21 protein-coding genes are annotated in these 21,511 nt (G+C 66.3%); 15 read left to right on the forward strand and 6 right to left on the reverse strand.

Annotated elements, in window-relative coordinates; all coding sequences use genetic code 11:
- Window positions 1-86 precede the first annotated feature (86 nt).
- A complete protein-coding gene (locus FFS09_RS15460) occupies window positions 87-911 on the forward strand; it encodes a GntR family transcriptional regulator (protein WP_137919789.1) in 825 nt (274 codons plus the stop codon).
- A gap of 4 nt (window positions 912-915) precedes the next feature.
- Here FFS09_RS15460 and FFS09_RS15465 read toward each other — a convergent pair whose 3' ends face one another.
- From FFS09_RS15465 to FFS09_RS15475, 3 genes are read right to left on the reverse strand one after another with little or no spacing between them, the layout of a single operon-like run.
- The gene (locus tag FFS09_RS15465) at window positions 916-1,617 is read right to left on the reverse strand and encodes a histidine phosphatase family protein (protein WP_137919790.1); all 702 of its coding nucleotides are present in this window, start codon (window positions 1,615-1,617) and stop codon (window positions 916-918) included.
- 49 nt (window positions 1,618-1,666) lie between these two features.
- Window positions 1,667-2,749: a phosphotransferase gene (locus FFS09_RS15470; protein ID WP_137919791.1), complete on the reverse strand. Its 1,083-nt coding sequence runs from the start codon at window positions 2,747-2,749 to the stop codon at window positions 1,667-1,669.
- Window positions 2,749-3,591: a TauD/TfdA dioxygenase family protein gene (locus FFS09_RS15475; protein ID WP_137919792.1), complete on the reverse strand. Its 843-nt coding sequence runs from the start codon at window positions 3,589-3,591 to the stop codon at window positions 2,749-2,751. The genes FFS09_RS15470 and FFS09_RS15475 overlap by 1 nt, the downstream gene beginning before the upstream one ends.
- Before the next feature lie 149 nt (window positions 3,592-3,740).
- Between FFS09_RS15475 and FFS09_RS15480 the strand changes: the two genes are divergently transcribed.
- On the forward strand, window positions 3,741-4,538 hold the full coding sequence (locus FFS09_RS15480) for a GntR family transcriptional regulator (protein WP_212745109.1): 798 nt from the start codon (window positions 3,741-3,743) through the stop codon (window positions 4,536-4,538).
- Between the two features lie 49 nt (window positions 4,539-4,587).
- Here the strand turns inward: FFS09_RS15480 and FFS09_RS15485 are convergent, their stop codons facing one another.
- A complete protein-coding gene (locus tag FFS09_RS15485; protein WP_137919794.1) occupies window positions 4,588-5,343 on the reverse strand; it encodes a GntR family transcriptional regulator in 756 nt (251 codons plus the stop codon).
- Between the two features lie 258 nt (window positions 5,344-5,601).
- Here FFS09_RS15485 and FFS09_RS15490 point away from each other — a divergent pair, with 258 nt between their 5' ends.
- The 8 genes from FFS09_RS15490 to FFS09_RS15525 all read left to right on the forward strand — a co-directional run bounded on the left by FFS09_RS15490 (window position 5,602) and on the right by FFS09_RS15525 (window position 15,137).
- Window positions 5,602-6,690, forward strand: a complete 1,089-nt coding sequence (locus FFS09_RS15490) for a TauD/TfdA family dioxygenase (RefSeq protein WP_252374384.1) — start codon at window positions 5,602-5,604, stop codon at window positions 6,688-6,690.
- Between the two features lie 12 nt (window positions 6,691-6,702).
- Entirely contained in the window at window positions 6,703-7,659 is a 957-nt protein-coding gene (locus tag FFS09_RS15495; protein WP_137919795.1) for a Bug family tripartite tricarboxylate transporter substrate binding protein, read from the forward strand.
- Between the two features lie 83 nt (window positions 7,660-7,742).
- Complete coding sequence (locus FFS09_RS15500) at window positions 7,743-8,729, forward strand: NAD(P)H-quinone oxidoreductase (protein WP_212745110.1); 987 nt, start codon at window positions 7,743-7,745, stop codon at window positions 8,727-8,729.
- A 94-nt stretch (window positions 8,730-8,823) separates the two neighbouring features.
- A complete protein-coding gene (locus FFS09_RS15505) occupies window positions 8,824-10,461 on the forward strand; it encodes an AMP-binding protein (protein ID WP_137919796.1) in 1,638 nt (545 codons plus the stop codon).
- Between the two features lie 110 nt (window positions 10,462-10,571).
- A complete protein-coding gene (locus tag FFS09_RS15510) occupies window positions 10,572-11,768 on the forward strand; it encodes a Rieske 2Fe-2S domain-containing protein (RefSeq protein ID WP_252374385.1) in 1,197 nt (398 codons plus the stop codon).
- A 37-nt stretch (window positions 11,769-11,805) separates the two neighbouring features.
- A complete protein-coding gene (locus tag FFS09_RS15515; RefSeq protein ID WP_252374386.1) occupies window positions 11,806-12,984 on the forward strand; it encodes a zinc-binding dehydrogenase in 1,179 nt (392 codons plus the stop codon).
- A gap of 49 nt (window positions 12,985-13,033) precedes the next feature.
- On the forward strand, window positions 13,034-14,101 hold the full coding sequence (locus tag FFS09_RS15520) for a TauD/TfdA family dioxygenase (protein WP_171020043.1): 1,068 nt from the start codon (window positions 13,034-13,036) through the stop codon (window positions 14,099-14,101).
- Window positions 14,102-14,132: 31 nt separating this feature from the next.
- The gene (locus tag FFS09_RS15525) at window positions 14,133-15,137 is read left to right on the forward strand and encodes a Bug family tripartite tricarboxylate transporter substrate binding protein (protein WP_171020044.1); all 1,005 of its coding nucleotides are present in this window, start codon (window positions 14,133-14,135) and stop codon (window positions 15,135-15,137) included.
- A 46-nt stretch (window positions 15,138-15,183) separates the two neighbouring features.
- On the opposite strand, the gene FFS09_RS15530 is transcribed toward FFS09_RS15525, so the two are convergent.
- Complete coding sequence (locus FFS09_RS15530; protein WP_137919799.1) at window positions 15,184-16,119, reverse strand: LysR family transcriptional regulator; 936 nt, start codon at window positions 16,117-16,119, stop codon at window positions 15,184-15,186.
- 105 nt (window positions 16,120-16,224) lie between these two features.
- Here FFS09_RS15530 and FFS09_RS15535 point away from each other — a divergent pair, with 105 nt between their 5' ends.
- From FFS09_RS15535 to FFS09_RS15555, 5 genes are read left to right on the forward strand one after another with little or no spacing between them, the layout of a single operon-like run.
- Complete coding sequence (locus tag FFS09_RS15535; protein WP_137919800.1) at window positions 16,225-17,244, forward strand: zinc-binding dehydrogenase; 1,020 nt, start codon at window positions 16,225-16,227, stop codon at window positions 17,242-17,244.
- A 1-nt stretch (window position 17,245) separates the two neighbouring features.
- On the forward strand, window positions 17,246-17,701 hold the full coding sequence (locus tag FFS09_RS15540) for a hypothetical protein (protein WP_137919801.1): 456 nt from the start codon (window positions 17,246-17,248) through the stop codon (window positions 17,699-17,701).
- Window positions 17,698-18,075: a hypothetical protein gene (locus FFS09_RS15545; RefSeq protein WP_137919802.1), complete on the forward strand. Its 378-nt coding sequence runs from the start codon at window positions 17,698-17,700 to the stop codon at window positions 18,073-18,075. The genes FFS09_RS15540 and FFS09_RS15545 overlap by 4 nt, the downstream gene beginning before the upstream one ends.
- A gap of 10 nt (window positions 18,076-18,085) precedes the next feature.
- The gene (locus tag FFS09_RS15550; protein ID WP_137919803.1) at window positions 18,086-19,714 is read left to right on the forward strand and encodes a 3-(methylthio)propionyl-CoA ligase; all 1,629 of its coding nucleotides are present in this window, start codon (window positions 18,086-18,088) and stop codon (window positions 19,712-19,714) included.
- 10 nt (window positions 19,715-19,724) lie between these two features.
- The gene (locus tag FFS09_RS15555) at window positions 19,725-20,738 is read left to right on the forward strand and encodes a YeiH family protein (RefSeq protein WP_137919804.1); all 1,014 of its coding nucleotides are present in this window, start codon (window positions 19,725-19,727) and stop codon (window positions 20,736-20,738) included.
- Here FFS09_RS15555 and FFS09_RS15560 read toward each other — a convergent pair.
- Window positions 20,659-21,507 (reverse strand): GntR family transcriptional regulator, encoded by an 849-nt coding sequence (locus FFS09_RS15560; protein ID WP_137919805.1) that lies wholly within the window; start codon window positions 21,505-21,507, stop codon window positions 20,659-20,661. The genes FFS09_RS15555 and FFS09_RS15560 overlap by 80 nt on opposite strands.
- Window positions 21,508-21,511: the final 4 nt, after the last annotated feature.

A 21,511-nucleotide genomic window follows, 5' to 3' on the forward strand; every position in this document is an offset into this window, starting at 1 on the left:
TTTATTTTATCATTGTCGACATTAATTTATAAACCGCGTCATCGCTGGAAATCCGGGCCATCGGGCACTGCGATAATGCGAGCCGCATGCCCGCCAAAACTCCTTCCTCGCCCGCCGCCAAGCCGCAACCCGATGAGACGGCCGAGAGCCGTTCGCATGCGCTGTCGGCCTTGCTGATGCCCAAGAACGGCCTGATGATGGCCGTCGAGCAGGCCCTGCTGCGGGGCGACGGCGCGCACGCATCACCCCCGATTGCCGAACAGATTGCCGCCCGCCTGGCCGGCCTGATCGCGCTGGATCTGCTCCAGCCGGGCCAGCGGCTGTTCGAAACCGACATCAGCGACGTGCTTCACGTGAGCCGCAGCCCGGTGCGCGAGGCGATCCGCATTCTTGAGCGCGATCGGCTGGTGGAACTGAGCGCGCGGCGCGGCGCCACGGTGACGGCGCCCGACGAGCGCGATCTTCAGGACATCTTCGAGGTGCGCACGGCCCTGTATGCCATCCTCCTGGAACAGGTGATCACGGACCGGCCCAAGGACCTCGATGCCGTGTTCGAACAGTTCCTGCCGCTGCTCGTGCAGGCCTCCACCGAAACGCCCGAGGCCTACGCCGTGCAGAGTTTTCTGTTCAACCTGGCCGTCGCCGACCTGTGCAGCAACCACCTCGTGGTCGATCAGCTCAAGGCGATCTCGCTGCGCACCCTGCGCTACGTCCGCCTGGGCCTGGCGACCTCGCCCGAGCTGGTGCCGCGCTCGGTCAAACGCTGGCGTGCGCTGCACGCCGCGGTGTTGAAGCGGGACGTGGCGCTCAGCATCGAGATGTCCACCAAGCGGATCGGCGCCGTTCTCGACCTGACCGTCATGGCGATCCGGCAGTCGCAGCCCGCGGCCAGCAAGGGCCGCAAGCGCTAACTCGCTAGACCGCCAGCTCGCGCGTGCGCGCGTACTGCGCGAAGAGGCGCTCCATCGACGTGTGCCGCTCCTGGGCGTGCAACCATTGCGTCGGGGCCAGGTTGGTGGCCCGAACGATCATGTCCTTGGGGCCCACGTCCACGATGTTGATGCACGCGGTTGACTGCTCCAGCCGACCGAAGAAGGCGCGCCCGCCCGCCAGGGCACGCGACAGCAGCGCGCGGTTCACCCCGCCGTGCAGCACGAGCAACAGGCAGTCCCAGTCGTCGCGGGCCAGCAGCGCGTCGAAGGCCGGCAGCACGCGGTCCAGCATCTCGCCGATCGACTCCCCGTCGAGGAAGCGCTGGGCCTCCACGTCCTGGGTCGTCGTGAAGGGCTGGGTGAAGACGGCCTCGATCCGGTCGTCCGTGATGTCGGCCAGCGCGCCACCCTTGATTTCCGCCAGAGCGGGCACCACGTCCATCGGCACACCGCCCTGCCCGGCCGCGGCCAGCACGCGCTGCGCCGTCTCCACCGTGCGCGGCAGGCCGCTCACCACGACACGGTCGATGACCACGCCCTCTTTCGCGAACGCGGCGCCGGCCGCATCGGCCTGCAGGCGACCCTGCGCGTTGAGCGGCACGCCGTGGCTCTCCACCGGTGTGCCATCGGCGCGGAAGTAGTCCACCGCGCCGTGGCGCATCAACACGATTCGCCGTCGGGTCATGGATATCTCCGGTTGTCGTGGTGCATAAGGGTCTCCTGAAGGGGTCGGGTCATGTGCGGTGGCGCGACGCAAACGTCCAGGCCAGCTCGGCCAGCGGCCGCGCCAGCGCACCGGCTTCGCGCGCCTGGGCGTTGGCCGCCACGCCGTCGACGGCGCGGCGGGCCACGCCTTGCAGGATCGCGGCCAGGCGGAACAGGTTGTAGGCGAGGTAGAAATTCCAGTCGCCGCTGATGGCCTGCACGTCCGCGCGACCCGTGCGTTCGCAGTAGCGGCGCAGGCAGTCGGCTTCGTCGGGAATGCCCAGCGCCGCCAGGTCCAGCCCGCCGATGCCGCGCTCGGTCGCGTGCTGAATGTGCCCGTACATGCAGAGGTAGCTGAAGTCGGCCAGCGGATGGCCCAGCGTGGACAGCTCCCAGTCGAGCACCGCCAGAACGCGCGGTTCGGTGGGGTGGAACATCAGGTTGTCGAGGCGGTAGTCACCATGCACGATCGCGGGCCGGGCCTGGTCGCGCGCGCCCTCGGGGATGTTCCCCGGCAGCCAGGCGATCAGCCCGTCCATCTCGCGGATCGGCTCCATCGCGCTGGCCTGGTACTGGCGCGTCCAGCGCGCGATCTGCCGCTCGAAGTAGTTGCCTGGGCGACCGTAGTCGGCCAGGCCGATCGCCGCCGGATCAACGCGGTGCAGCGCGGCGATCACCCGGTGCATCTCGTCGTAGATCGCGGTGCGTTCGGCGGGCGTCATTCCCGCCAGCGACTGGTCCCACAACACACGGCCTTCGACGTGCGCCATGATGTAGAACGCCCGGCCGATCACCGACTCGTCCTCGCACAGCAGGTGCACGCGGGCCACGGGCACATCGGTGGTGGCCAGTGCCTGCATGACGCGGAACTCGCGTTCGATGGCGTGCGCGGACGGCAGCAACAACGCAACGGGCGCCGGCTTGGTCCGCATGACGTAGCGGGCGCCATCGGTCACCAGCAGGTAGGTGGGATTGGACTGGCCTCCGCTGAAGCGCTCCACGCGCAGCGGTCCCCGAAACCCCGCCATCCGCTCACCCAGGTAGCGCTCGAGCGCCGCCGCGTCGATGTCCTGGTGGGCTGCGGCTGGCCGTTCTTGTGTGGACGCGTCCATCAGTACGGCACGTCACCGACGATGCCGGCCCGCTCCATCTTGCGCGGCTGCGGCCAGTAGTCCATCACGGCGTAGTGCTGGGTGGCGCGGTTGTCCCAGATCGCCACGCTGTTCGGGCGCCACTTGAAGCGCACCTGGTATTCCGGGATCGTGGCCTGGCTCTGCAGGTACTGCAGCAGCTGGCCCGCGCCCGGGTTCTTGTCGATGCCGTAGCGCACGTTTTCGGGCGTGTGGAAGTTGACGAAGTGGGTCGTGAAGCTGCCCACGTACAGGATCTTCTCGTCGGTTTCGGGGTGCGTGCGCACGACCGGATGTTCGACGGGCGGGTTCTCCCGACCGAGTTTGCGGCGGGCCTCCACGTCCATGACGGAGCCGAAAGAGTGCTCGATGCTCGAGATCGCGCGCAGGTTCGCGATCTTCTTCTTCATCTCGTCGGGCAGCATGGTGAAGGCCTGGACCATGTTCACCCAGATCGTGTCGCCACCGACCGGCGGGCACTCGATGCAACGCAGCACAGCGCCCATCGGCGGGTTCGGCCGCCACAGGCCGTCGGTGTGCCAGTTGTTTTCGTAGGGGTTCTTCTCTTCGCTGCGGTAGATCCGCGCCAGGCCGGGGTGTTCCGGGTCGCGGCTGAGCACGGGGTGGTCCTCCAGATCACCCAGGCGGTGGGCGAAGGCCACGTGTTCGGCGCGTGTGATCTCCTGGTCCCGCAGGAACAGGACACGGTGCTTCAGCAGCAGCGCCTTCATTTCGGCGAACAGGCCTGCATCGCGCGACGCATCGCCCAGGTTCACGCCAGATATCTCGGCCCCGATACAAGCCGTCAGCTGTTCGACTTTCATCACATGTCTCCTGTTGATCCCTCGACAAAGAGGGTGTTGGTGTTCCGTTGGTGCGAGAATATCAGAACATTTTATTTTTGTCGACATGACAAACATTTGAGTTCAACATGCAGACCACCGCCGAAAAGTTTCGGGAGAAAGACCGACCCATGAACCCGTTCCACCTTGCCGATGTCCGCTCGCTGCTCGGCCCGGACGAGCCCTTCGTGGTGGCGGTCGAACAGACGCTCGCGCACGGCCACGGGTGGTCGCGCGCGGCCGCGCCGGTGGCCGAACGGATCGCGATCTCCATCGCCGGTGCCATCGTCTGCAACCACCTGACGCCCGGCCAGCGCCTGCCCGAGAAGGACCTCTCCGCCGCCCTGGGGGTGAGCCGCGCACCAACCCGCGAGGCCTTGCGCATCCTCGAGCGCGAACGCCTGGTCGACTTCCAGGCGCGCCGCGGCTGCGTCGTCGTGGAGGCGGATGAACAAGAGGTGGTGGAACTCTTCACCGTGCGCAGCACCCTGCACGAGATCCTCTTCACGCAACTGATGGCCGAGCAACGGGAACAGCTCGCCAGCACGATCGCGCAACGGCTGGCGCAGCTCGACACGTTGCAGCACGGCCCGTCCGACCACTACGCAGTGGGCAGCTACCTGCTGAACCTGTCGATCGTCAACCTGTGCGGCAACCGACTCGTGGCCGACCTGCTCACCTCGATCGCGCTGCGCACGCTGCGGCACCTGCGGCGCGGCCATGCCACCGACCCGGCGTCGGTCGCGCGCTCCCTCCACAGCTGGCGGGCGATCCACCGCGCCGTGATGCTCGGCGACACGGCGCGCGTGCTGTCGCTGATTCAGGAGCGCACGGACGATGCGAGGACCGCATCGCTCAACGCGGTGCGGAGGTCACAGTTGTTGGCCGCCAGACCCAGCGTCTCGGTGTTGAACCCCATCGATCGCTGACCCCGCTCCCACTGGCGCACCGGTCAGCGCGTCACGGATCGGGCACTGCTCATCGCGGCCGCGGTGGCCGCACGGCGTCGAGCGACATGGCCATGGCCACCTCCGTCCTTTCCTGTATCCGCGCCAGTACGTGCGCCGTGTCGCCGAGCAGTACGGCGCGGTGGATCGCCCGCCAGTTGCGGATAGAGCGTGCGACCGACGCCGGGTGGCTGGCATGGCCGCGCCGCAGGTGCCGCAGTGTGCGCAACGCGATCGAGGGGAGCAGGTCGGCCACGAGCCGGTTGCCGCTCAGGTCAATGATCGACATGTGCAGCAAATAGCCGCATACCGTGTAGTGGTCCGTGGGGCCATGCAGCGCCTCATCGAGTCGCCCGAGCCGTTGCGCGATCAAGCTTGCCAGTGGGCCTCGTTGCTCGGCCATCAGCTGCGTGAAGAGGATCTCGTGCAAAGCACTGCGCACGGCAAAAAGCTCCACCACCTCTTTTTCATCCAGCTCGATCACGACGCAGCCGCGACGCGCCTGGCAGTCGACCAGGCGCTCGCGCTCGAGGATGCGCAGCGCCTCGCGGATCGGCGCGCGGCTCACGCCCAGGGCCTCTGAGAGATCCTTCTCGAGCAGGCGTTTCCCGGGCGCCAGGTGGCCGCAGACGATGCCGCGGGCGATGGTGATCGCGATCCTGTCGGTCACCGTCGTGACCGTGCGCGACCATCCGTGACCACGCGCGAGCGTCTGCTCGACCGCCGCCACCACGGGCTCACTCGCATCCAGCAGCGACCGGACATCGGCAAGGTGGAATGTGTTCATGGGTGGGTCTTTCTCCCGAAGCTTTTTCAGCGTTGCAGCGCATGCTAGGTTCAAATTCTCTCCATGTCGACAACATCAAACTTGCGGGTGGCCCCGCACGGACCACGCACCGACACAGGTGGCAGCCGCGATAAACCCGGCTGACGAAGACCGTTTTCACATACCGGCGATGTTATGAAGAATGCGCCACTTTGAATTGGACCTCGGTATCTGCGCCTTCCATACTGGAATGCCCTGAAGACACCCATGGAGCACAAAGTGACGAGACAACACACCCCAACACCGGATGGCGCCATGTGGACCATGGACACGCTTCCGCTCTTCAACAACGCACAAGCCTGGACGGGGCCCAGCATGGCCAAGAGCTTGGACTGGATCTACACGATGTCGGCGGACGAGATCGCCGAGATCGATGCCGCCGTTGCACGCATCGACCCGGCGGTCGATATCCTGGATATCGGCATCGACGACTTTGCGCTCCCCTCCCTGTCTCACAAGCTGGCCGACTTCCGCCGCGAGGTGCTGCACGGCTGCGGCTTCCACCTGATCCGCGGCCTGCCCGTGGAGCGCTACACGCTGCGCGAGGCGGCGATTGCGTACTGGGGCATCGGCCTGCACATCGGCGAGGCCGTGTCGCAAAACGGCAAAGGGCACGTGCTGGGCCACGTCGCCAATCTCGGTCTGAACTACGTCGACCCGGAAGTTCGCGGATACCAGACCAGCGCGCGACTCAACTACCACTGCGATGCCTCCGACATCGTCGCCCTGCTCTGCCTGCGCACGTCACGGTCGGGCGGCCTGTCATCGGTGGTGAGCTCGACCACGTGCTGGAATGAAATGGTCCGGCGCCGGCCCGATCTCGCCCTCACGCTGCTCGAACCCCTTCACTACACCCGCTGGGGCGAAGTGCCTAGTGGCAAAACGGTGTACGACTGCGTGCCGATCTTTGCGCCCTACGAAGGCCGGTTGATCACCACCTACGTGCGCAGTGCGGTCATCAAGGCGCAGGCACTCCCCGGCGTCCCTCAACTCACCGCCGCGCAAATCGAAGCGATGGATTTCCTGGACGCACTGGCGGCGGACCCCAAGCTGCATCTGGACATGGCGTTCCAACCCGGCGACGTCCAGCTGGTGAGCAACTACACGGTGTTTCATTCGCGCACGTCGTTCGAGGATTGGCCTGAAGTCGAACGCAGGCGCCATCTGCTGCGGCTCTGGCTCGCGTGCGACGACGGTCCCAGCGTGCCGCCGTTCATGAACGAGCGCCACGGCCTGACGGCCCGCGGTCGGCCGGATGGCATCCGCGTGCCAGGCGTACCGCTCACGGCACCGCTCGAACCCGCATAAGGAGACAACAGAATGATCTATCTGCCCCGCATCCTCCTGACAGCGGCTTTCTCGCTGACAGCCCTGGCCACCTCCGCCCAACCGGTAGACGCCAGCAAGCCCATCCGCATCATCGTCCCCTACGCCGCGGGAGGGGGTATTGATGTGATGAGCCGAATCGTTGGCGCTCGAATGGCGCTGACGTTGGGTCAACCGGTGATCGTGGAGAACCGCCCTGGCGCCAACGCGAACATCGGCAGCACGGTCGTGATGCGGGCGCCGCCGGATGGGTTGACGTTGCTGGCGAGTGCGTCATTCTTCACCATCAATCCGGTGGTCGAGAAGAATCTCCCGTGGAGCGCACGCAACTTCGCGGCTGTGGCGCGCTTCGCTGTCTCGCACAATGTTGTGGCGGTGCCCGCCTCTTCGCCGAGCCTGACGATGAAGGACTTCATCGCCGCCGCAAAGGAAAAGCCGGACATGCCGGTTGTCGATGGTGGCCTCGGCACACCCCAGACCATGGTCACCAAGCTGCTGCAGCATGCCAGCAATGTGAGCTTCACGGCGGTCCAGTACAAGGGCGGCACCTCCTACGTTCCTGATCTGATCACGGGCAAATTGGCCATGGGCGTCATTCCGCTCAACGTCGCGTTGAGCCTGCACAGGGGCGGTCAACTGCGCGTGCTCGCGACAACGGGTGTCCGCCGCTCGCATGCGCTGCCGGATGTGCCGACCTTGGCCGAGTCCGGATTTGCCGAAGCCGGTGTCGACAGCTGGGTAGGGTTCCACGTTCCGGCCGGCACCGCACCCGAAACCGTCGAGCGGCTGGCAGACGCCGTGAAGGCAGCCTCAGCCCACGAGGACGTCAAAACCAAGTTCGAGAGTCTGGGGGCCACCAGCGCTTACCTCGACACGGCGGCATTCGGATCTTTCCTTCGCGAGGACACGGGCAGAGCGGAGTTGTTCCTCAAGCTCCTGGACGCGAAGTGAGTCGAAGGCATGACCTTCCCCACCCCATGACAGATGCACCAGAGAAAAAAATGCAAAAGAAGCAGCACTTGATTCCCGACGACATGGTTCACATCGAGATCAGCGAGCCCGGCGGCCCGGAGGTTCTTGTCCCGCGGCGCGCGCCCGTGCCACACCCGAGGCCCGGCGAGATCCTGATCCGTGTGGCAGCTGCCGGCATCAACCGGCCCGATGTGCTGCAGCGCCAGGGGCTGTACCCCATGCCACCCGGCGTCACGCCGATACCGGGCCTGGAAATCGCGGGTGATGTGGTCGCGATCGGCGCCGGCGCGTCCGGATTTTCCCTGGGCGATTCCATCTGCGCGCTGACGGAAGGCGGCGGCTACGCCGAGTACTGCGCCGTGCCGGCCACGCAGGCCTTGGCGCTGCCGGCCGGCCTCGACCCGGTGCGTGCGGCGGCGATTCCGGAGACCTACTTCACCGTCTGGGCCAACGTGTTTCAGCTGGGCGGCATCGCCTCCGGCGAGTCCATCCTTGTGCATGGCGGAACGAGCGGGATTGGATCGACCGCCGTCGCGCTTTGCCGGGAGTTCGGCATCCGCGTGCTCGCCACGGATGATGGCGCCGACAAATGCAAAGCCGCGCAGGCCCACGGTGCAGAACGGGCCATCGATTTTCGAACCGAAGACTTCGCCGACGTCGTCAAGGAATGGTCTGGCGGTACAGGCGTCAACGCGGTGGTGGACATCGTCGGTGGCCCCTACTACGAGCGCAACATCGCGGCGCTTGGCAAGGGTGGCCGCTTGATCCTGATCGGATTCCTCGGCGGCGAGATCGCCGAGAAAGTCAACCTGCTGACGATTGCATTGAAGCGTCTGACGATCACAGGCTCGACGATGCGCTCGCGCAGTGCGGCGGAAAAGGCCTCTATTGCCAGCGATCTCAAGACACGGGTCTGGCCCGCGCTGGCAGCCGGCCGTTGCATTCCGAACGTGCATGCCGTGTTTCCACTGGAGCGCGCTGCCGATGCGCATCGCCTGATGGAGAGCGGTTCGCATGTCGGAAAAATTGTTCTCCGTGTGGGCGATTGAACGTCGCCATGTTGAACCACCGTTGAAGCGGACCCTGCGGCTGGTGGTCGCTGGTGGACGCACTCCCCATCCAATGGAAGAAGAGGACGACGACATGCGCATCACCTCCACAGACCGCCCGTGGCTCGCGGGCTACCCGCCCGGTGCGCCGGCCACGGTTGACACCAGCGCCTACACCAACGTCATCGAGCTGGTGGAACGCACGACGGCCGCGCACGCCGATCGCATCGCGATCGCCGCCACCGACGGATCCCTGACCTTTGCCGAACTGCTGACGCGCTCGCGTGCATGGACCGCCTGGCTGATGGACGCCGGTGTGCATCCGGGTGATCGCGTGGGGGTCATGCTGCCGAACGCATCGGCTTTCCCGATCACGCTGCTCGGCACCCTGGGTGCGGGCGCCGTGCAGGTCGGCATCAATCCGATGTACACCACGCGGGAACTGCGGCACCAGTTGCTGGATTCGGGCGCCCGCGTGCTGGTGGTGTCGCATACGGCGCTGCCGGTGGCACGCGCCGCGCTCGATGGCACGTCCGTCGAGCGTCTGGTGGTCGTCGGTGGCGACGCACCGGTCCTGGAGACCGGCCTGCATGCGACGCCATTTGTGGTGGCGCTGGAACAGGGCGCTGCCCTGCCACGCGTCGAGGCACCCACGCTGAGCCGCGACCACCTGGCACTGCTGCAATACACGGGTGGCACGACCGGCGTTTCCAAAGGCGCCGAGCTCACGCACGGCAACCTGATCGCCAATGTCCTGCAAATGCGCGCGATGCTGGGCGGCACGGTCGAGCAAGGCCGCGAGACCATCGTCACGGCGCTGCCGCTGTATCACATCTTCGCGCTGACGGTGAACTTCCTCACCTTCCTCACCTTCGGCGCACGCAACGTGCTGGTGGCCAATCCGCGCGACCCCGCTCAACTGGTGGCCGCCTTCACCGGCGAGGCGATCACCGTCGTGACCGGCGTCAACACCTTGTTCGGCAACTTGCTCGCGCTGCCCCAGCTGGACGACATCGACTTGCGCCGGATCAAGCTGGCCATCGGTGGCGGCAGTGCCATCCAGGGTGCGGTCTCGGACGGCTGGCATGCCCGTAGCGGCAGGCACATTCTGGAAGGCTATGGGCTGAGCGAGACCGCGCCGGTGGTCTCCATCAATTCGTGGGCCAACCCCGCGTTCACCGCCTCCATTGGCTTTCCAGTCCCCTCCACCAATCTCATCGTTGCCGACGAGCAAGGCCTCGCGTTGCCGATCGGCTCGGAAGGCGAGCTCTGCGTCAAGGGCCCGCAGGTGATGCGGGGGTACTGGAACCAGCCGGAAGCGAACACCACCGCGTTCACGCCCGACGGCTACTTTCGCACCGGCGACATCGGCACCCTGGATGCGCAGGGATTCGTGCGGCTCCTGGACCGGAAGAAAGACATGGTGCTCGTGTCGGGCTTCAACGTGTATCCGAACGAAATCGAAGAGGTCATCGCCCGGCTGCCCGGTGTGGCGGAGTGCGCGGTGGTGGGCATGCCGGACGCGCGCAGTGGTGAAGTGGTCAAGGCCTTCATTGTTCGCCCGTCCGACGGCACCCTGACGCAAGAAGAGGTGGTGGCGCATTGCAGGAACAACCTCGCGCCGTACAAAGTGCCGAAGCACGTCGAGTTCATTGCCGAACTGCCGAAGTCCACCGTCGGAAAGATCTTGCGGCGCGCTCTCCACGCCGCCCCGGTTCCGACAGCCGCCTGACCCGACGTCAGCGTGAACGCCTTTTTCATCGACGGTCGCCCAAATGGCGGCTGTCACTCCGAAGCCCAGGTGAATCGCCTGGACACCCTGTGCCACAAGAAGGATTGACCATGAATGCTGTGACCCAACATGACCCCGCGCGGGTAGCCAACCGGATGATGGCATTGGCCGAAACGTCGGCCCACACCCCGATGGGCAAAGTGCTGCGCAAGTTCTGGCACCCCATCGAGCTCTCCAGCGCCATCGCGCCCGGCACCTCCAAGGAAGTGCGCCTGCTGGGCGAAGACCTCGCGCTGTACCGGGGCGAGAGCGGCACGCCGCACCTGATGGTCAACCGATGCGCACACCGGTTGACGAAGCTGCACACCGGCTGGATCGAAGGCGAGTCGCTGCGCTGCATGTACCACGGCTGGAAATACGATGCCAGCGGCCAATGCGTGGAACGGCCGGCGGAGCGGCCTGGCAGCGAGACAGGCATTCGCGTCACCACCTACGCCGTGCACGAGTACGCCGGTCTGATCTTCGCCTACCTCGGGGAAGGCGAGCCACCGGTCTTCGATCTGCCGCGCAAGCCCGTGTTCGAGCGCAAGGACGTCATGCTGTTCCAGCGCCATGAAGTCTGGCCCTGCAACTGGCTGCAGCACGCGGAGAACTCGCTCGATGCCTTGCATGTGAGCTTCGCCCACCAGACCGGCATCGTGGGTGTGTTCGGCGAAGCGGTCTCGACCACGGTTCCGGAGCTGCGGTACGAGGAAACGCTGGCCGGCGTGCGCCAGACCGCGATTCGCGCGGAAGGCGAGACCTCGCATGTCCGCATCAGCGAGTGGACCTTTCCCTACGCCAACCACGTGGCGCTCCCGCCGCTCACGGCCGGTGCGCCATGGATGGAGGTGTCGAACTTCATGGTGCCGATTGACGACACGCACACGAACCGCGTGACGCTGATTGCTGTCGAGAGCACCACGCCGACGGCCGATGCCGACATGCGCAACTACTTCGCCGGCTGCGAGAGCTACAACGCCGCGGACCACCACGACGAACTCTTCGCCGGCGTGTACCCGGAGGACCCCCTCATTTGCCTCACCAGCGCGCAGGACTACGTCACCCTGGTCGGACAGGGCGTCATCGCGGACCGTGCAAACGAACGACTCGCCTCATCGGACCGCGGCATCGCGATGTTGCGCCGCATTCTCTGGCGGGAAATGGAGGCGATCAACACAGGCCAGCCAACCAAGCCATGGCGGCGCAACGAGGATGCGCCGGTGCTGTCCAAGTCCGTCGAAACGGCAAGCCTGGCCGCGGCCTGACAAGCCTTCAGCACCCTATCCATTCATCCGACCACACATGAAGAAAGACCACGGCATGAGCACCCCCACACCCCACACAGGTCTTCAATTGCGCTCGCTGGTCCGCCAGAGCGGCGAGCTGGAGCTGTCGCTGATCCGTCTCCCGACCCCGGCGCCAGGCCCCCATGAGGTGGTCGTGCGCATGGAAGCCACGCCCATCAACCCGTCCGACCTCGGCCTCCTGTTGGCAGGCGCCGACCTTGGGACGGTACGCATGTCCGGCACGGCGGATCACCCGATCCTCACGGCCACCATCCCCGGTAAGGCCATGGCCGCCGTGAGCGCGCGGGTGGACGCATCCATGGCGCCGGGCAACGAGGGTGCGGGCGTGGTGGTGTCGGCAGGCAGCTCCGATGCCGCGCAGGCGCTGCTGGGCAAGACCGTGGCCGTCTTCGGCGGCGCCATGTACACGCAGTTCCGGTGCGTGCGCGCCGAAGACTGCCTGGTGCTGCCAGAAGGCATCTCCGCCGCCCAGGGCGCCTCCTGCTTCGTCAATCCGCTCACCGCCCTGGGCATGGTCGAAACCATGCGGCGCGAAGGCCACACGGCGCTGGTGCACACGGCAGCAGCCTCCAGCCTCGGGCGGATGCTGAACCGGCTGTGCGTGAAAGACAAGGTGGGCCTGGTGAACATCGTTCGCCGGCCGGCGCAAGCGGCCATCCTGAAGGCCGACGGCGCCGTGCATGTGTGCGACTCCAGCGCACCCACCTTCACCGAGGAGCTGGTCCAGGCGCTCGCCGCGACTGGCGCCACCATTGCCTTCGACGCCACCGGCGGCGGCGAGTTGGCCGGACGGATCCTCTCCTGCATGGAGGCCGCGGTGAACCAGAAGTCCACGGCGTACAGCGTCTATGGCTCCACCACGCACAAGCAAGCCTACCTTTACGGACGGCTGGACACCAGTCCCACGACGTTCACGCGCAGCTTCGGCATGGCCTGGAGCATGGGCGGCTGGCTGTTGTTTCCCTTCCTGCAGAAGATCGGCCCCGCCGCCGTGCAACAACTGAAGGAACGCGTCGCCCGCGAGGTCAAGACCACCTTCGCCAACCAGTACACCCGGGAAATCTCGCTGCTGCAGGCCCTGCAGCCCGAGGTCATATCGGCCTATGCCCGATACGCGACGGGCGAGAAATACCTGATCAATCCGAGCAAGGACGTGGCATTGCAAACCGCGTGACGGCATGACGAGGACGGCGCCCACGCGTCCACAACCAGGAGACAAGCGCATGACAAACAACCCCGTTTCACCACCGCGGCCCGACCCGCACCCGAGCGCCTGGAAAGGCGAAGACCTTTCCAGGCGTGACGACTGGATCGTTCATCTCGAGGCGAGCGATATCGCCGAAATCGAATCGGCACTCGCGTTCGTCAAATCGCGGGCCATCGGCATCCCCGCGCTGTCCAGGAACGACTTCGCCATCCCCGGTTTCGCCCGGAAGATGGCGGCGGTTCTGCGCGAGCTGGAAGACGGGCGCGGCTTCGTCCTGCTGCGTGGCTTGCCCGTCGAGCGCTATTCCAAGGCGGACGCGGCACTCATCTACTGGGGCATCGGTGCCCACCTCGGGCCGGCCTTTGCACAGAACGCCCAGGGCGACATGCTCGGCCACGTGCGCGATCTGGGCGGCAATCTGAACACCGAGGTGCGCTCGCGCGGCTACCACACGCGGTTTCGCCTGCCCTTCCACAACGACTCCACCGACGTTGTCGGGCTGCTCTGCCTGCAGAAGGCGAAATCGGGCGGTGCCTCTCGCATCGTCAGTTCCGCCGCGATCCACAACGAATTCATGGTCCGCCGTCCCGACTTGTGGAAGGTAATGTGCGCCCCCTTCTTTGTGGACCGCCGTGGTGAAGAGAACGTCGGGCAACAGCCGTACTATGTAACGCCGTGCTTCAACCACCTGGATGGCCGGCTGTTCGTTCGCTACAACCGCACCTACATTGAGTCAGCCCAGCGGTTCACGGAGGTTCCGCGCCTGAGCGCCGCGCAGGTGGAGGCACTGGACCTGATGGACGCGCTTTGCAACGACCCGGCGTTCCACCTGGACATGGCGTTCGAGCCCGGTGACATGCAGTTCCTCAACAACTACGTGGTGCTGCATTCGCGCGGTGACTACGAAGACTGGCCCGAGACCGAGCGCAAGCGGCACCTGCTGCGCCTGTGGCTGCGCACACCCGCTTTCAGCCGGGTGCCTGCACCCTTCGCGGACCGGGATGCCGACATGGCGGCCTGGCAACAACACCCTCGCCCGCCGCTGTTCGACACATCCGAAATCACCGCGGAACTCGCGCATTGACCCGCTGCCCCCACCACGAGAAGGACCCATCATGATGAAACCCCTGAACGTTCTGTCGTCTGCCCGACGTCATCTCGTAACGCTGTCCGTGGCTCTCGCGGCCATGGCAGCGCCCGTCATGGCGTCGGCACAGGCCCCGTATCCGAACCGGCCGATCACGCTGATCGTTCCTTTTGGATTGGGCGGCGAGACCGACATCTTTGCGCGCGCCCTGTCTCAAGACCTCGGCGAGGCATTGGGGCAGTCGATCGTCGTCGTGAACCGTGCCGGCGCCACCGGCATGATCGGCACCGAGGCCGTGGTGCGCAGCAAGCCCGATGGCTACACGCTGGTCTTCGGAACCGCCGCGACGCACGCGCTGAACATGGTGGTCTACAAGAAGGTTCCCTACCACCCGCTGAAGGATTTCGAGCCGGTCGCCTTGGTCGGCACCGTGCCGGTGATCCTGTACACGCACCCTTCCATGCCGGGCAACGCGCGTGATTTCATCGCCAAACTCAAAGCCGATCCGCAGAAATACTTCTACGGCTCGGCGGGACTGAGCACGACCTATCTCAGCGTCGAGATGTTCCTGCACGCGGCCCAGGTACCGGCATCGAACGTCGTGTCCTACAAGGGCAACGGCGAGGCGATGCAGGCGCTGGTCGGTGGGCAGGTGCAGTTCCTCGGCGCGTCGCTCGGCCTGGGGCGCGAGCTCGTCAAGGGCGGCAAGCTGAACGCGGTCGCCGTCATGAGCGACAAGCGGCTCGCGGCGGCGCCGGAGATCCCCACCCTGGCCGAATCCGCTTCGCTGCCGCTCTCCGTCGGCACATGGAATGTGGTCATGGCACCGGTCGGGACGCCGAAGGAGATTGTCGATCGGCTCAACCACGCACTGAACGAGGTCTTGAAGAAGCCCTCCCTCCAGAGCCGCTTGACGGGATACGGCATCAGTCCCGTCACCGATTCAACGCCCGCGAGCACGGCGAAGTTCGTGGAAGCCGAAATCGTCAAGTGGCGTGAGGCGTTCAAGCTCACCGGCCTGGAGACCCAATGAGCAGGGGCCAAGCTGTCGCTGGTCTCGGAGGGCAGCGGTGGCCGCCTCAGGGGAGCCCTGGAAAAGCGTAGCCCTCGCCCGGAAAGTGCTCTTTCATCCGTTGGCGCGCCGCCTTCACGAACGCGTCGACATGGATTGAGACGGTTCGGCGGCGCAGCCAGATCGCGGAGTACCAGATGCCCAGGTGCTCGCCCCGAAGATGGACCGGCATCACGCGCGCCTTGGGCGGGTGGCTGAGGAGCGTCGACATCGCGACAGCGATGCCAAAACCGCCTTCGGCGAGCGTGACCAGCGCGTTCGTTGTTCGGCTTTCCATCCGGATATCCCGCAGTGTCAATCCCTCGGCCTGGCACGCACGGCTGAGGAGCACGCGGCTGGCGGAGCCAGGGTGCATGAGCAGCAGCGGCTCGCGCTCCAGGTCCTGCACCCCCAAGGTCTCTTTCCCCGCCAGCCGGTGCGAAGCGGCAACCACAGCGATCAACGACATCGGAAACAGGCGGGTGGTCGCCAGCGTCGGGCTTGTCATGTAGTCACGCGTCAGCGCCAGGTCCAGCTGGCCGGTTTCCAGCAGATGGACGAGTTCGGGTGCGTCGGCCTCCACGACGCGAATGGTCACGTTGGGCCATTCGCGGGCGAACGCCAACAGGAGGGACGGAAAGAAACTCTCCAGCGCACTGGCCATGGCGCCGATGCGCAACACGCTCGTGTTGCCCGTGGCGAGTTGCTGCGCGCGTTTGGTCAGGTCGCCGGCGTCTTCCAGCAAGGCTTGCGAACGCCCGAGCAGTTCTTCGCCTGCCGGTGTCAGCTCCAGGCGGCGTCCGCGCCGGAAGAACAGCGATACGCCCAGATCCTTCTCCATCTCGGCGATCTGCCGTGAGACGGCGGGCTGGGTTCGGTAGAGAAGTTGCGCGGCTTGCGTGACGCTGAGGGTTTCAGCAACGGCGCAGAAAACACGCAGATCGGCCAGTGTGAGCGGGGTCATCGGCACAGCATAACAACCGTGACTCCATCATATTAGATTAATGTCGACATGAGACATGTCGCATGATAAACTGACTTCCATCCATCCAACGAACAGGAGTACCCCATGAAAGCAATGAGAATCGTCCCCGGCCCGCAAGGCGGTCACCTGGAATACCAGGACGTGCCCCTGCCCACGCCCGGCCCCGGTCAGGTGGTGGTTCGCGTCATGGCCTCGGGCCTGAACCGCGGCGAGATCAAGATGGTCCGTGACGCCAAGGCCGGCGGCCCGCGCACCACCGGTGTCGAATTCGCTGGCGTGGTGCACAGCGTCGGCCCCGATGTCACGCAGGTGAAGGTCGGCGACCACGTCGCGGGCCACGGCGGCGGCGGGCAAGCCGAATACGTGCTGGCCGCCGCGCGCGCGGTGATGCCGGTGCCGCGCACGCTCGGCTGGGCCGAAGCCGCGGCCTTCCCCAACGTCTTCATCACCGCGCACGACGCGCTGGTCGTGAACGGCGAACTGCGCGCGGGCGAAACGGTGCTGGTGAACGCCGCGGCCAGCGGCGTGGGCCTGGCCGTGATCCAGCTCGCCGCCCTGATGGGCGCGAGCAAGGTCTTCGCCACCTCGCGTTCGGCCGACAAGGCGGAGCGCCTGAAGGCCTACGGCGCGACACACCCCATCGACGTGTCGACGGAAGACCAGGCCGCGGCCGTGCTGGCCGCGACCGATGGGCGTGGCGTGGACATCATCATCGACATGGTCGGCGCGCCGGTCTTCGAAGCCAACATCAAGTCGCTCGCGGTCAAGGGCCGCCTCGTCAACCTCGCCCGCATGGGGGGGGCCGTGGCGAGCTTCGACATGACCGAGCTGTGGCTCAAGCGCCTCAAGCTGATCGGCGCCACCTTCCGCACGCGCACCGAAGAAGAGCGCCTCACCTGCATCGAGGCCTGCGCGCGCGACACGCTGCCGCTGCTGGAAGCCGGCCGCATCCAGTTGCCGGTGGACCGCGTCTACCGCCTGGAAGACCTCGCCGAAGCCCACGCCTACATGGAGACCGACCAGCACGTGGGCAAGATCGTGCTGGCCGTGGACCCAAGCGTGGCGGCCGATGCGCCCGTGGCCGCGCCGGTGGCAGGGGCCTGACATGAACATCGCCTCTCATGCGGACAAGGTGCGCCGCCTCAGCGGCTTGCGCGCACGCCTCGATCCGCTGCGCGATTTTGAACTCTGGTACTGGACCGGCCTGACGGCCGGCACCAACATGTGGAACGCCACGCTGCACGCCGCCGGTATCACCAGCGAAGAGCGCGTGTTCTCCACCTTCCCGGGTGTGCACTTCGTGCCGCAGCCAGATGGCAGCTTCCGGCGCGAACTGCGGGGCCCCGGCGATGTGAGCCACGTCGGCTGGCCGGCGATTCCGGGCGTGATGCCCGAGCACATCCAGCAACTCGAGGCCGCGCTGCACGCCATGGAAGAGCACCGCGACCCCTGCCTGCGCGGCGACCGCCAGCCGACGCAGGCCATCGTCGACGAATGCGAACAGGCCTTCGCCACGGCCAACGCCATCTTCACCCAAGCTATCTCCGCGAGGAATCCATGAAAGCCGAGGACCATCGAATCAGGGCCGAACGCATCGAGCGCTCGGCGGCCTTGCTGACCGACGACGACTGGGAAATCAAGCTGGAAGCCGCGATGCTCGCCGGCACCCACTGGGCGAACTACGCCCTGCACTGCCACGGCGTGAGCACCGAGAAGGAAGACATCGTCCACACCTCGATGTGCGTCGTGAACACGCTGCGCAAATATTCGATCGTCGAAAAGGAGCTGCTCGCGCAGCTCGACGAGATCGAGGAAATGCGCCCGATCTTTGTGCGCGGCGATGCCGAGGGCGGGCGCGAAGCCGGCGCTCGTGCGCTCGTGCTGCTGGCCGCCATCGGCCAGCGCGCCCGCAGCGCACCCACCCCCTACGCCTGAGGAGACCGCGATGCAAGGACTCATGATGGACCAGCCGCTGCTGGTCTCCTCGCTGCTCCGGCACGCGGAGCGGCACCACGGCAGCCAGGAAATCGTGTCGCGCCGGGTCGAGGGCGACATCCACCGCACCACCTACCGCGACATGGCCACCCGCAGCCGGCGCCTGGCCAACGCCCTGGGCACGCTGAACGTCGCGCCGGGCACGGTGGTGGGCACGCTGGCCTGGAACGGCTACCGCCACCTGGAGCTCTACTTTGCGGTGTCCGGCACGGGCGCGGTGCTGCACACGCTCAACCCGCGGCTGCACCCGGACCAGCTGGCCTGGATCGCGAACCACGCGGAAGACCAGGTGCTGTTCTTTGACCTGACCTTCCTGCCGATCCTGGAGTCGATCGCACCGCGCCTGAAGACGGTCACCACCTTCGTGGCCATGACGGACCGCGCGCACATGCCCGCGTCCACCACCCTGCCCAACCTGCTCTGCTACGACGAGCTGGTGGACGCGCAGGACGACCGCTACGAATGGCCCACGTTCGACGAGAACACCGCGTCGTCGCTGTGCTACACGAGCGGCACCACGGGCGACCCCAAGGGCGTGCTCTACAGCCACCGCTCGACCCTTCTTCACACCTACGGCGCGGCGCTGCCCGACTACCACAACCTGTCCGCACGCGACGTGGTGCTGCCCGTCGTGCCGATGTTCCACGTCAACGCCTGGGGCCTGCCCTACACCGCCAGCATGGTCGGTGCCAAGCTGGTGTTTCCGGGCGGCGCGCTGGATGGGAAGTCCCTGTACGAGCTCTTCGAAGCCGAACGCGCCACCTTCACCTGCGGCGTGCCCACGGTCTGGCAAAGCCTGCTGGCGCATGTCGAAACGAACGGGCTGAAGTTCAACCACCTCAAGCGCGTGGGCATTGGTGGCTCCGCGTGTCCGCCCGCCATGCTCGCGGCGTTCGAGCGCGGTCACGGCATCGACGTGATGCACGGTTGGGGCATGACGGAAACCAGCCCGTTGTGCTCGGCCTCCACGCTCAAGTTGCAGCACGACGGCCTCGACCTTGAACAGCAGTTGCAGGTCAAGGCCAAGCAGGGCCGCGTGCTGTTTGGCGTGGACATGAAGATCACGGACGACACCGGTGCGGACCTGCCCTGGGACGGCCAGACCTCCGGCAACCTCGTCGTGCGCGGCCCCTGGGTGCTGAACCGCTACTTCAAGAACACCGACAACTCACCGCTGCAGGACGGCTGGTTCCCCACCGGCGACGTTGCCTCGATCGACGCCGAGGGCTACATGCAGATCACCGACCGCAGCAAGGACGTGATCAAGTCCGGCGGCGAATGGATCGGCTCGATCGACCTGGAGAACGTGGCGATGTCGCACCCCGCGGTGGAGATGGCCGCGTGCATCGGCGTGCCGCACCCCAAGTGGGACGAGCGCCCGCTGCTGGTGGTCCAGTGCAAGTCCGGCAAGTCGGTGAGCCGCGACGAACTGCTCGCGTTCTACGGCGGCAAGATCGCCAAGTGGTGGACCCCGGACGACGTGGTCTTCGTCGATCAGATCCCGTTGGGCACGACCGGAAAGATGCTCAAGTCACAGCTGCGGGACCAGTTCCGCGGTCATCAGTTGCCCACCGTTTGAAAGCCTCGCCATGACCACCTTTTCCCTCGGCCTTCCCTGGGCGCGCGCTCAGGCACTCTTTCCCGGCGTGGTCGCCTGTGCAGTGATCGCCTCGGCGGCCGCCTTTCTCGCCGGGCACTACCACGCGCCCATGATGCTGTTCGCGCTGCTGCTCGGCGTCTCGATGAACTTCCTGTCCACCGAGACCACCTGCGCGGCCGGCGTGTCCTTCATGGGCCGCACGGTGCTGCGCTGGGGTGTCGCCCTGCTGGGCCTGCGCATCACCTTCGCCGACATCTCGGCGCTGGGCTGGCAACCGGTAGCGGGGGTGGTGGTCTCGGTGGCGCTCACAATCTTGATCTCGATCGGCGTGGCGCGCATGCTGGGTTTTCGCAGCACCTTCGGCTTGCTCTCGGGCGGCGCCACCGCCATCTGCGGCGCGTCGGCGGCGCTGGCACTGGCCGCGGCCATGCCGCCCCACCCCCAGCGCGAAAAGGCGCTCAGCTTCACCGTGATCGGCGTAAGCGTCCTGTCCACGCTGGCCATGGTGCTCTACCCGATCATCGCGCGCTGGCTCGGGCTCGACCCCCAGCAGGCCGGCGTCTTCCTCGGCGGCACGATCCACGACGTGGCCCAGGTGGTGGGCGCGGGCTACAGCATGTCCAAGGAAACCGGCGACACCGCCACCGTGGTCAAACTCATGCGCGTGGCGATGCTGCTGCCCGTCATCACCTTGACCGTGATGCTGATGCGGGCCCGCACGGGCACGGTCGAGGGCGGCACGAAGCCGCCGCTGCTGCCCTGGTTCGCGGTGGTGTTCGCCGTGCTGGTGGTGATCAACAGCCTGGGCTGGATTCCCAAGGAGGTGGCCACCGCGGGCGCCTCGCTCTCGGGCTGGTTCCTGGTGGCCTCCATCGCCGCGATCGGCGTGAAAACGCAGATCCGGGAATTGATGAGCGTGGGCGTCAAGCCCGTGGCGCTGATGTTTTTCGAGACGGTTTTGATGGCTGTGATCGTGCTGGGGCTGATGCGGTTTTACGGCTGACCGGCGCCGGCGGCGGGGTCACGATGGCGCGAACCGCCGCATCGCGCGAGGCGTTGATGCGGTTGGTCGCCATCTGCAGCACCTTGTCGTTGTCGCGCCGGGCCACGGCACGTTGCAGCGCACGCCAGGACTCGATCGCCGTGGCGATGCGGTCCGGGTCCGCAGCCAGGCCCAGGCGCACATAGCGCAGCGTGCGCAAGGAGATCGAGGCGAGCAGGTCCGAGATCAGCCGGTTCTCGGACAGATCGAGCAGCGCGATGTTCAACAGAAAACTCTCGAGCGTGTAGACATCCACGTCCTGCTGCTCGGCGGCCTTGGCGATGCGCGGCATGTGCTTTTCAAACACCGCATCGACATCGGCCGGGCGGTGCTCCATCAGCTGGCGCAGGAAGATCGTGTAGAGCGCGCTGCGCACCACGTAGATGTCGCGCAGGTCCTTGGCGTCGGGCTCCGTGACGATGGCGCCACGCCGCGCCTGGAACTCGACCAGCCGCTCGCGCTCGAGAATGCGCAGCGCCTCGCGCACCGGTGCGCGGCTCACGTGCAGCACCTCGCTGATGTCCTTCTCCAGCAACCGTTGCCCGGCGTGGATGAGGTCCATCGTGATCACACCGGCCAGCCGCACCGCGATCTGCTCGGCGACGGGCGCGGCCGCGTGGGACCACTCGTGTCCACGCAGGATGGCGTGTTCTACCGCCACCATGATCGGGGTCTGGGGTGTGAGCAGTGTGCTCAGGTCAGGGGTGTTGGTGGTTTTTTGCCTGGCCATTAAG

The organism is Hydrogenophaga sp. 2FB, assembly GCF_005503365.1.
GTDB lineage: Bacteria > Pseudomonadota > Gammaproteobacteria > Burkholderiales > Burkholderiaceae_C > Hydrogenophaga.

Coding starts and splice junctions, on each gene's coding strand:
- FFS09_RS15480 (WP_212745109.1), top strand. CDS start 3,741: ATGAACCCGTTCCACCTTGCCGATGTCCGCTCGCTGCTCGGCCCGGAC.
- FFS09_RS15500 (WP_212745110.1), top strand. CDS start 7,743: ATGGTTCACATCGAGATCAGCGAGCCCGGCGGCCCGGAGGTTCTTGTC.
- FFS09_RS15555 (WP_137919804.1), top strand. CDS start 19,725: ATGACCACCTTTTCCCTCGGCCTTCCCTGGGCGCGCGCTCAGGCACTC.
- FFS09_RS15560 (WP_137919805.1), bottom strand. CDS start 21,507: ATGGCCAGGCAAAAAACCACCAACACCCCTGACCTGAGCACACTGCTC.
- FFS09_RS15550 (WP_137919803.1), top strand. CDS start 18,086: ATGCAAGGACTCATGATGGACCAGCCGCTGCTGGTCTCCTCGCTGCTC.
- FFS09_RS15470 (WP_137919791.1), bottom strand. CDS start 2,749: ATGGACGCGTCCACACAAGAACGGCCAGCCGCAGCCCACCAGGACATC.
- FFS09_RS15485 (WP_137919794.1), bottom strand. CDS start 5,343: ATGAACACATTCCACCTTGCCGATGTCCGGTCGCTGCTGGATGCGAGT.
- FFS09_RS15545 (WP_137919802.1), top strand. CDS start 17,698: ATGAAAGCCGAGGACCATCGAATCAGGGCCGAACGCATCGAGCGCTCG.
- FFS09_RS15540 (WP_137919801.1), top strand. CDS start 17,246: ATGAACATCGCCTCTCATGCGGACAAGGTGCGCCGCCTCAGCGGCTTG.
- FFS09_RS15535 (WP_137919800.1), top strand. CDS start 16,225: ATGAAAGCAATGAGAATCGTCCCCGGCCCGCAAGGCGGTCACCTGGAA.
- FFS09_RS15475 (WP_137919792.1), bottom strand. CDS start 3,591: ATGAAAGTCGAACAGCTGACGGCTTGTATCGGGGCCGAGATATCTGGC.
- FFS09_RS15505 (WP_137919796.1), top strand. CDS start 8,824: ATGCGCATCACCTCCACAGACCGCCCGTGGCTCGCGGGCTACCCGCCC.
- FFS09_RS15465 (WP_137919790.1), bottom strand. CDS start 1,617: ATGACCCGACGGCGAATCGTGTTGATGCGCCACGGCGCGGTGGACTAC.
- FFS09_RS15510 (WP_252374385.1), top strand. CDS start 10,572: ATGAATGCTGTGACCCAACATGACCCCGCGCGGGTAGCCAACCGGATG.
- FFS09_RS15495 (WP_137919795.1), top strand. CDS start 6,703: ATGATCTATCTGCCCCGCATCCTCCTGACAGCGGCTTTCTCGCTGACA.
- FFS09_RS15520 (WP_171020043.1), top strand. CDS start 13,034: ATGACAAACAACCCCGTTTCACCACCGCGGCCCGACCCGCACCCGAGC.
- FFS09_RS15460 (WP_137919789.1), top strand. CDS start 87: ATGCCCGCCAAAACTCCTTCCTCGCCCGCCGCCAAGCCGCAACCCGAT.
- FFS09_RS15515 (WP_252374386.1), top strand. CDS start 11,806: ATGAAGAAAGACCACGGCATGAGCACCCCCACACCCCACACAGGTCTT.
- FFS09_RS15525 (WP_171020044.1), top strand. CDS start 14,133: ATGATGAAACCCCTGAACGTTCTGTCGTCTGCCCGACGTCATCTCGTA.
- FFS09_RS15530 (WP_137919799.1), bottom strand. CDS start 16,119: ATGACCCCGCTCACACTGGCCGATCTGCGTGTTTTCTGCGCCGTTGCT.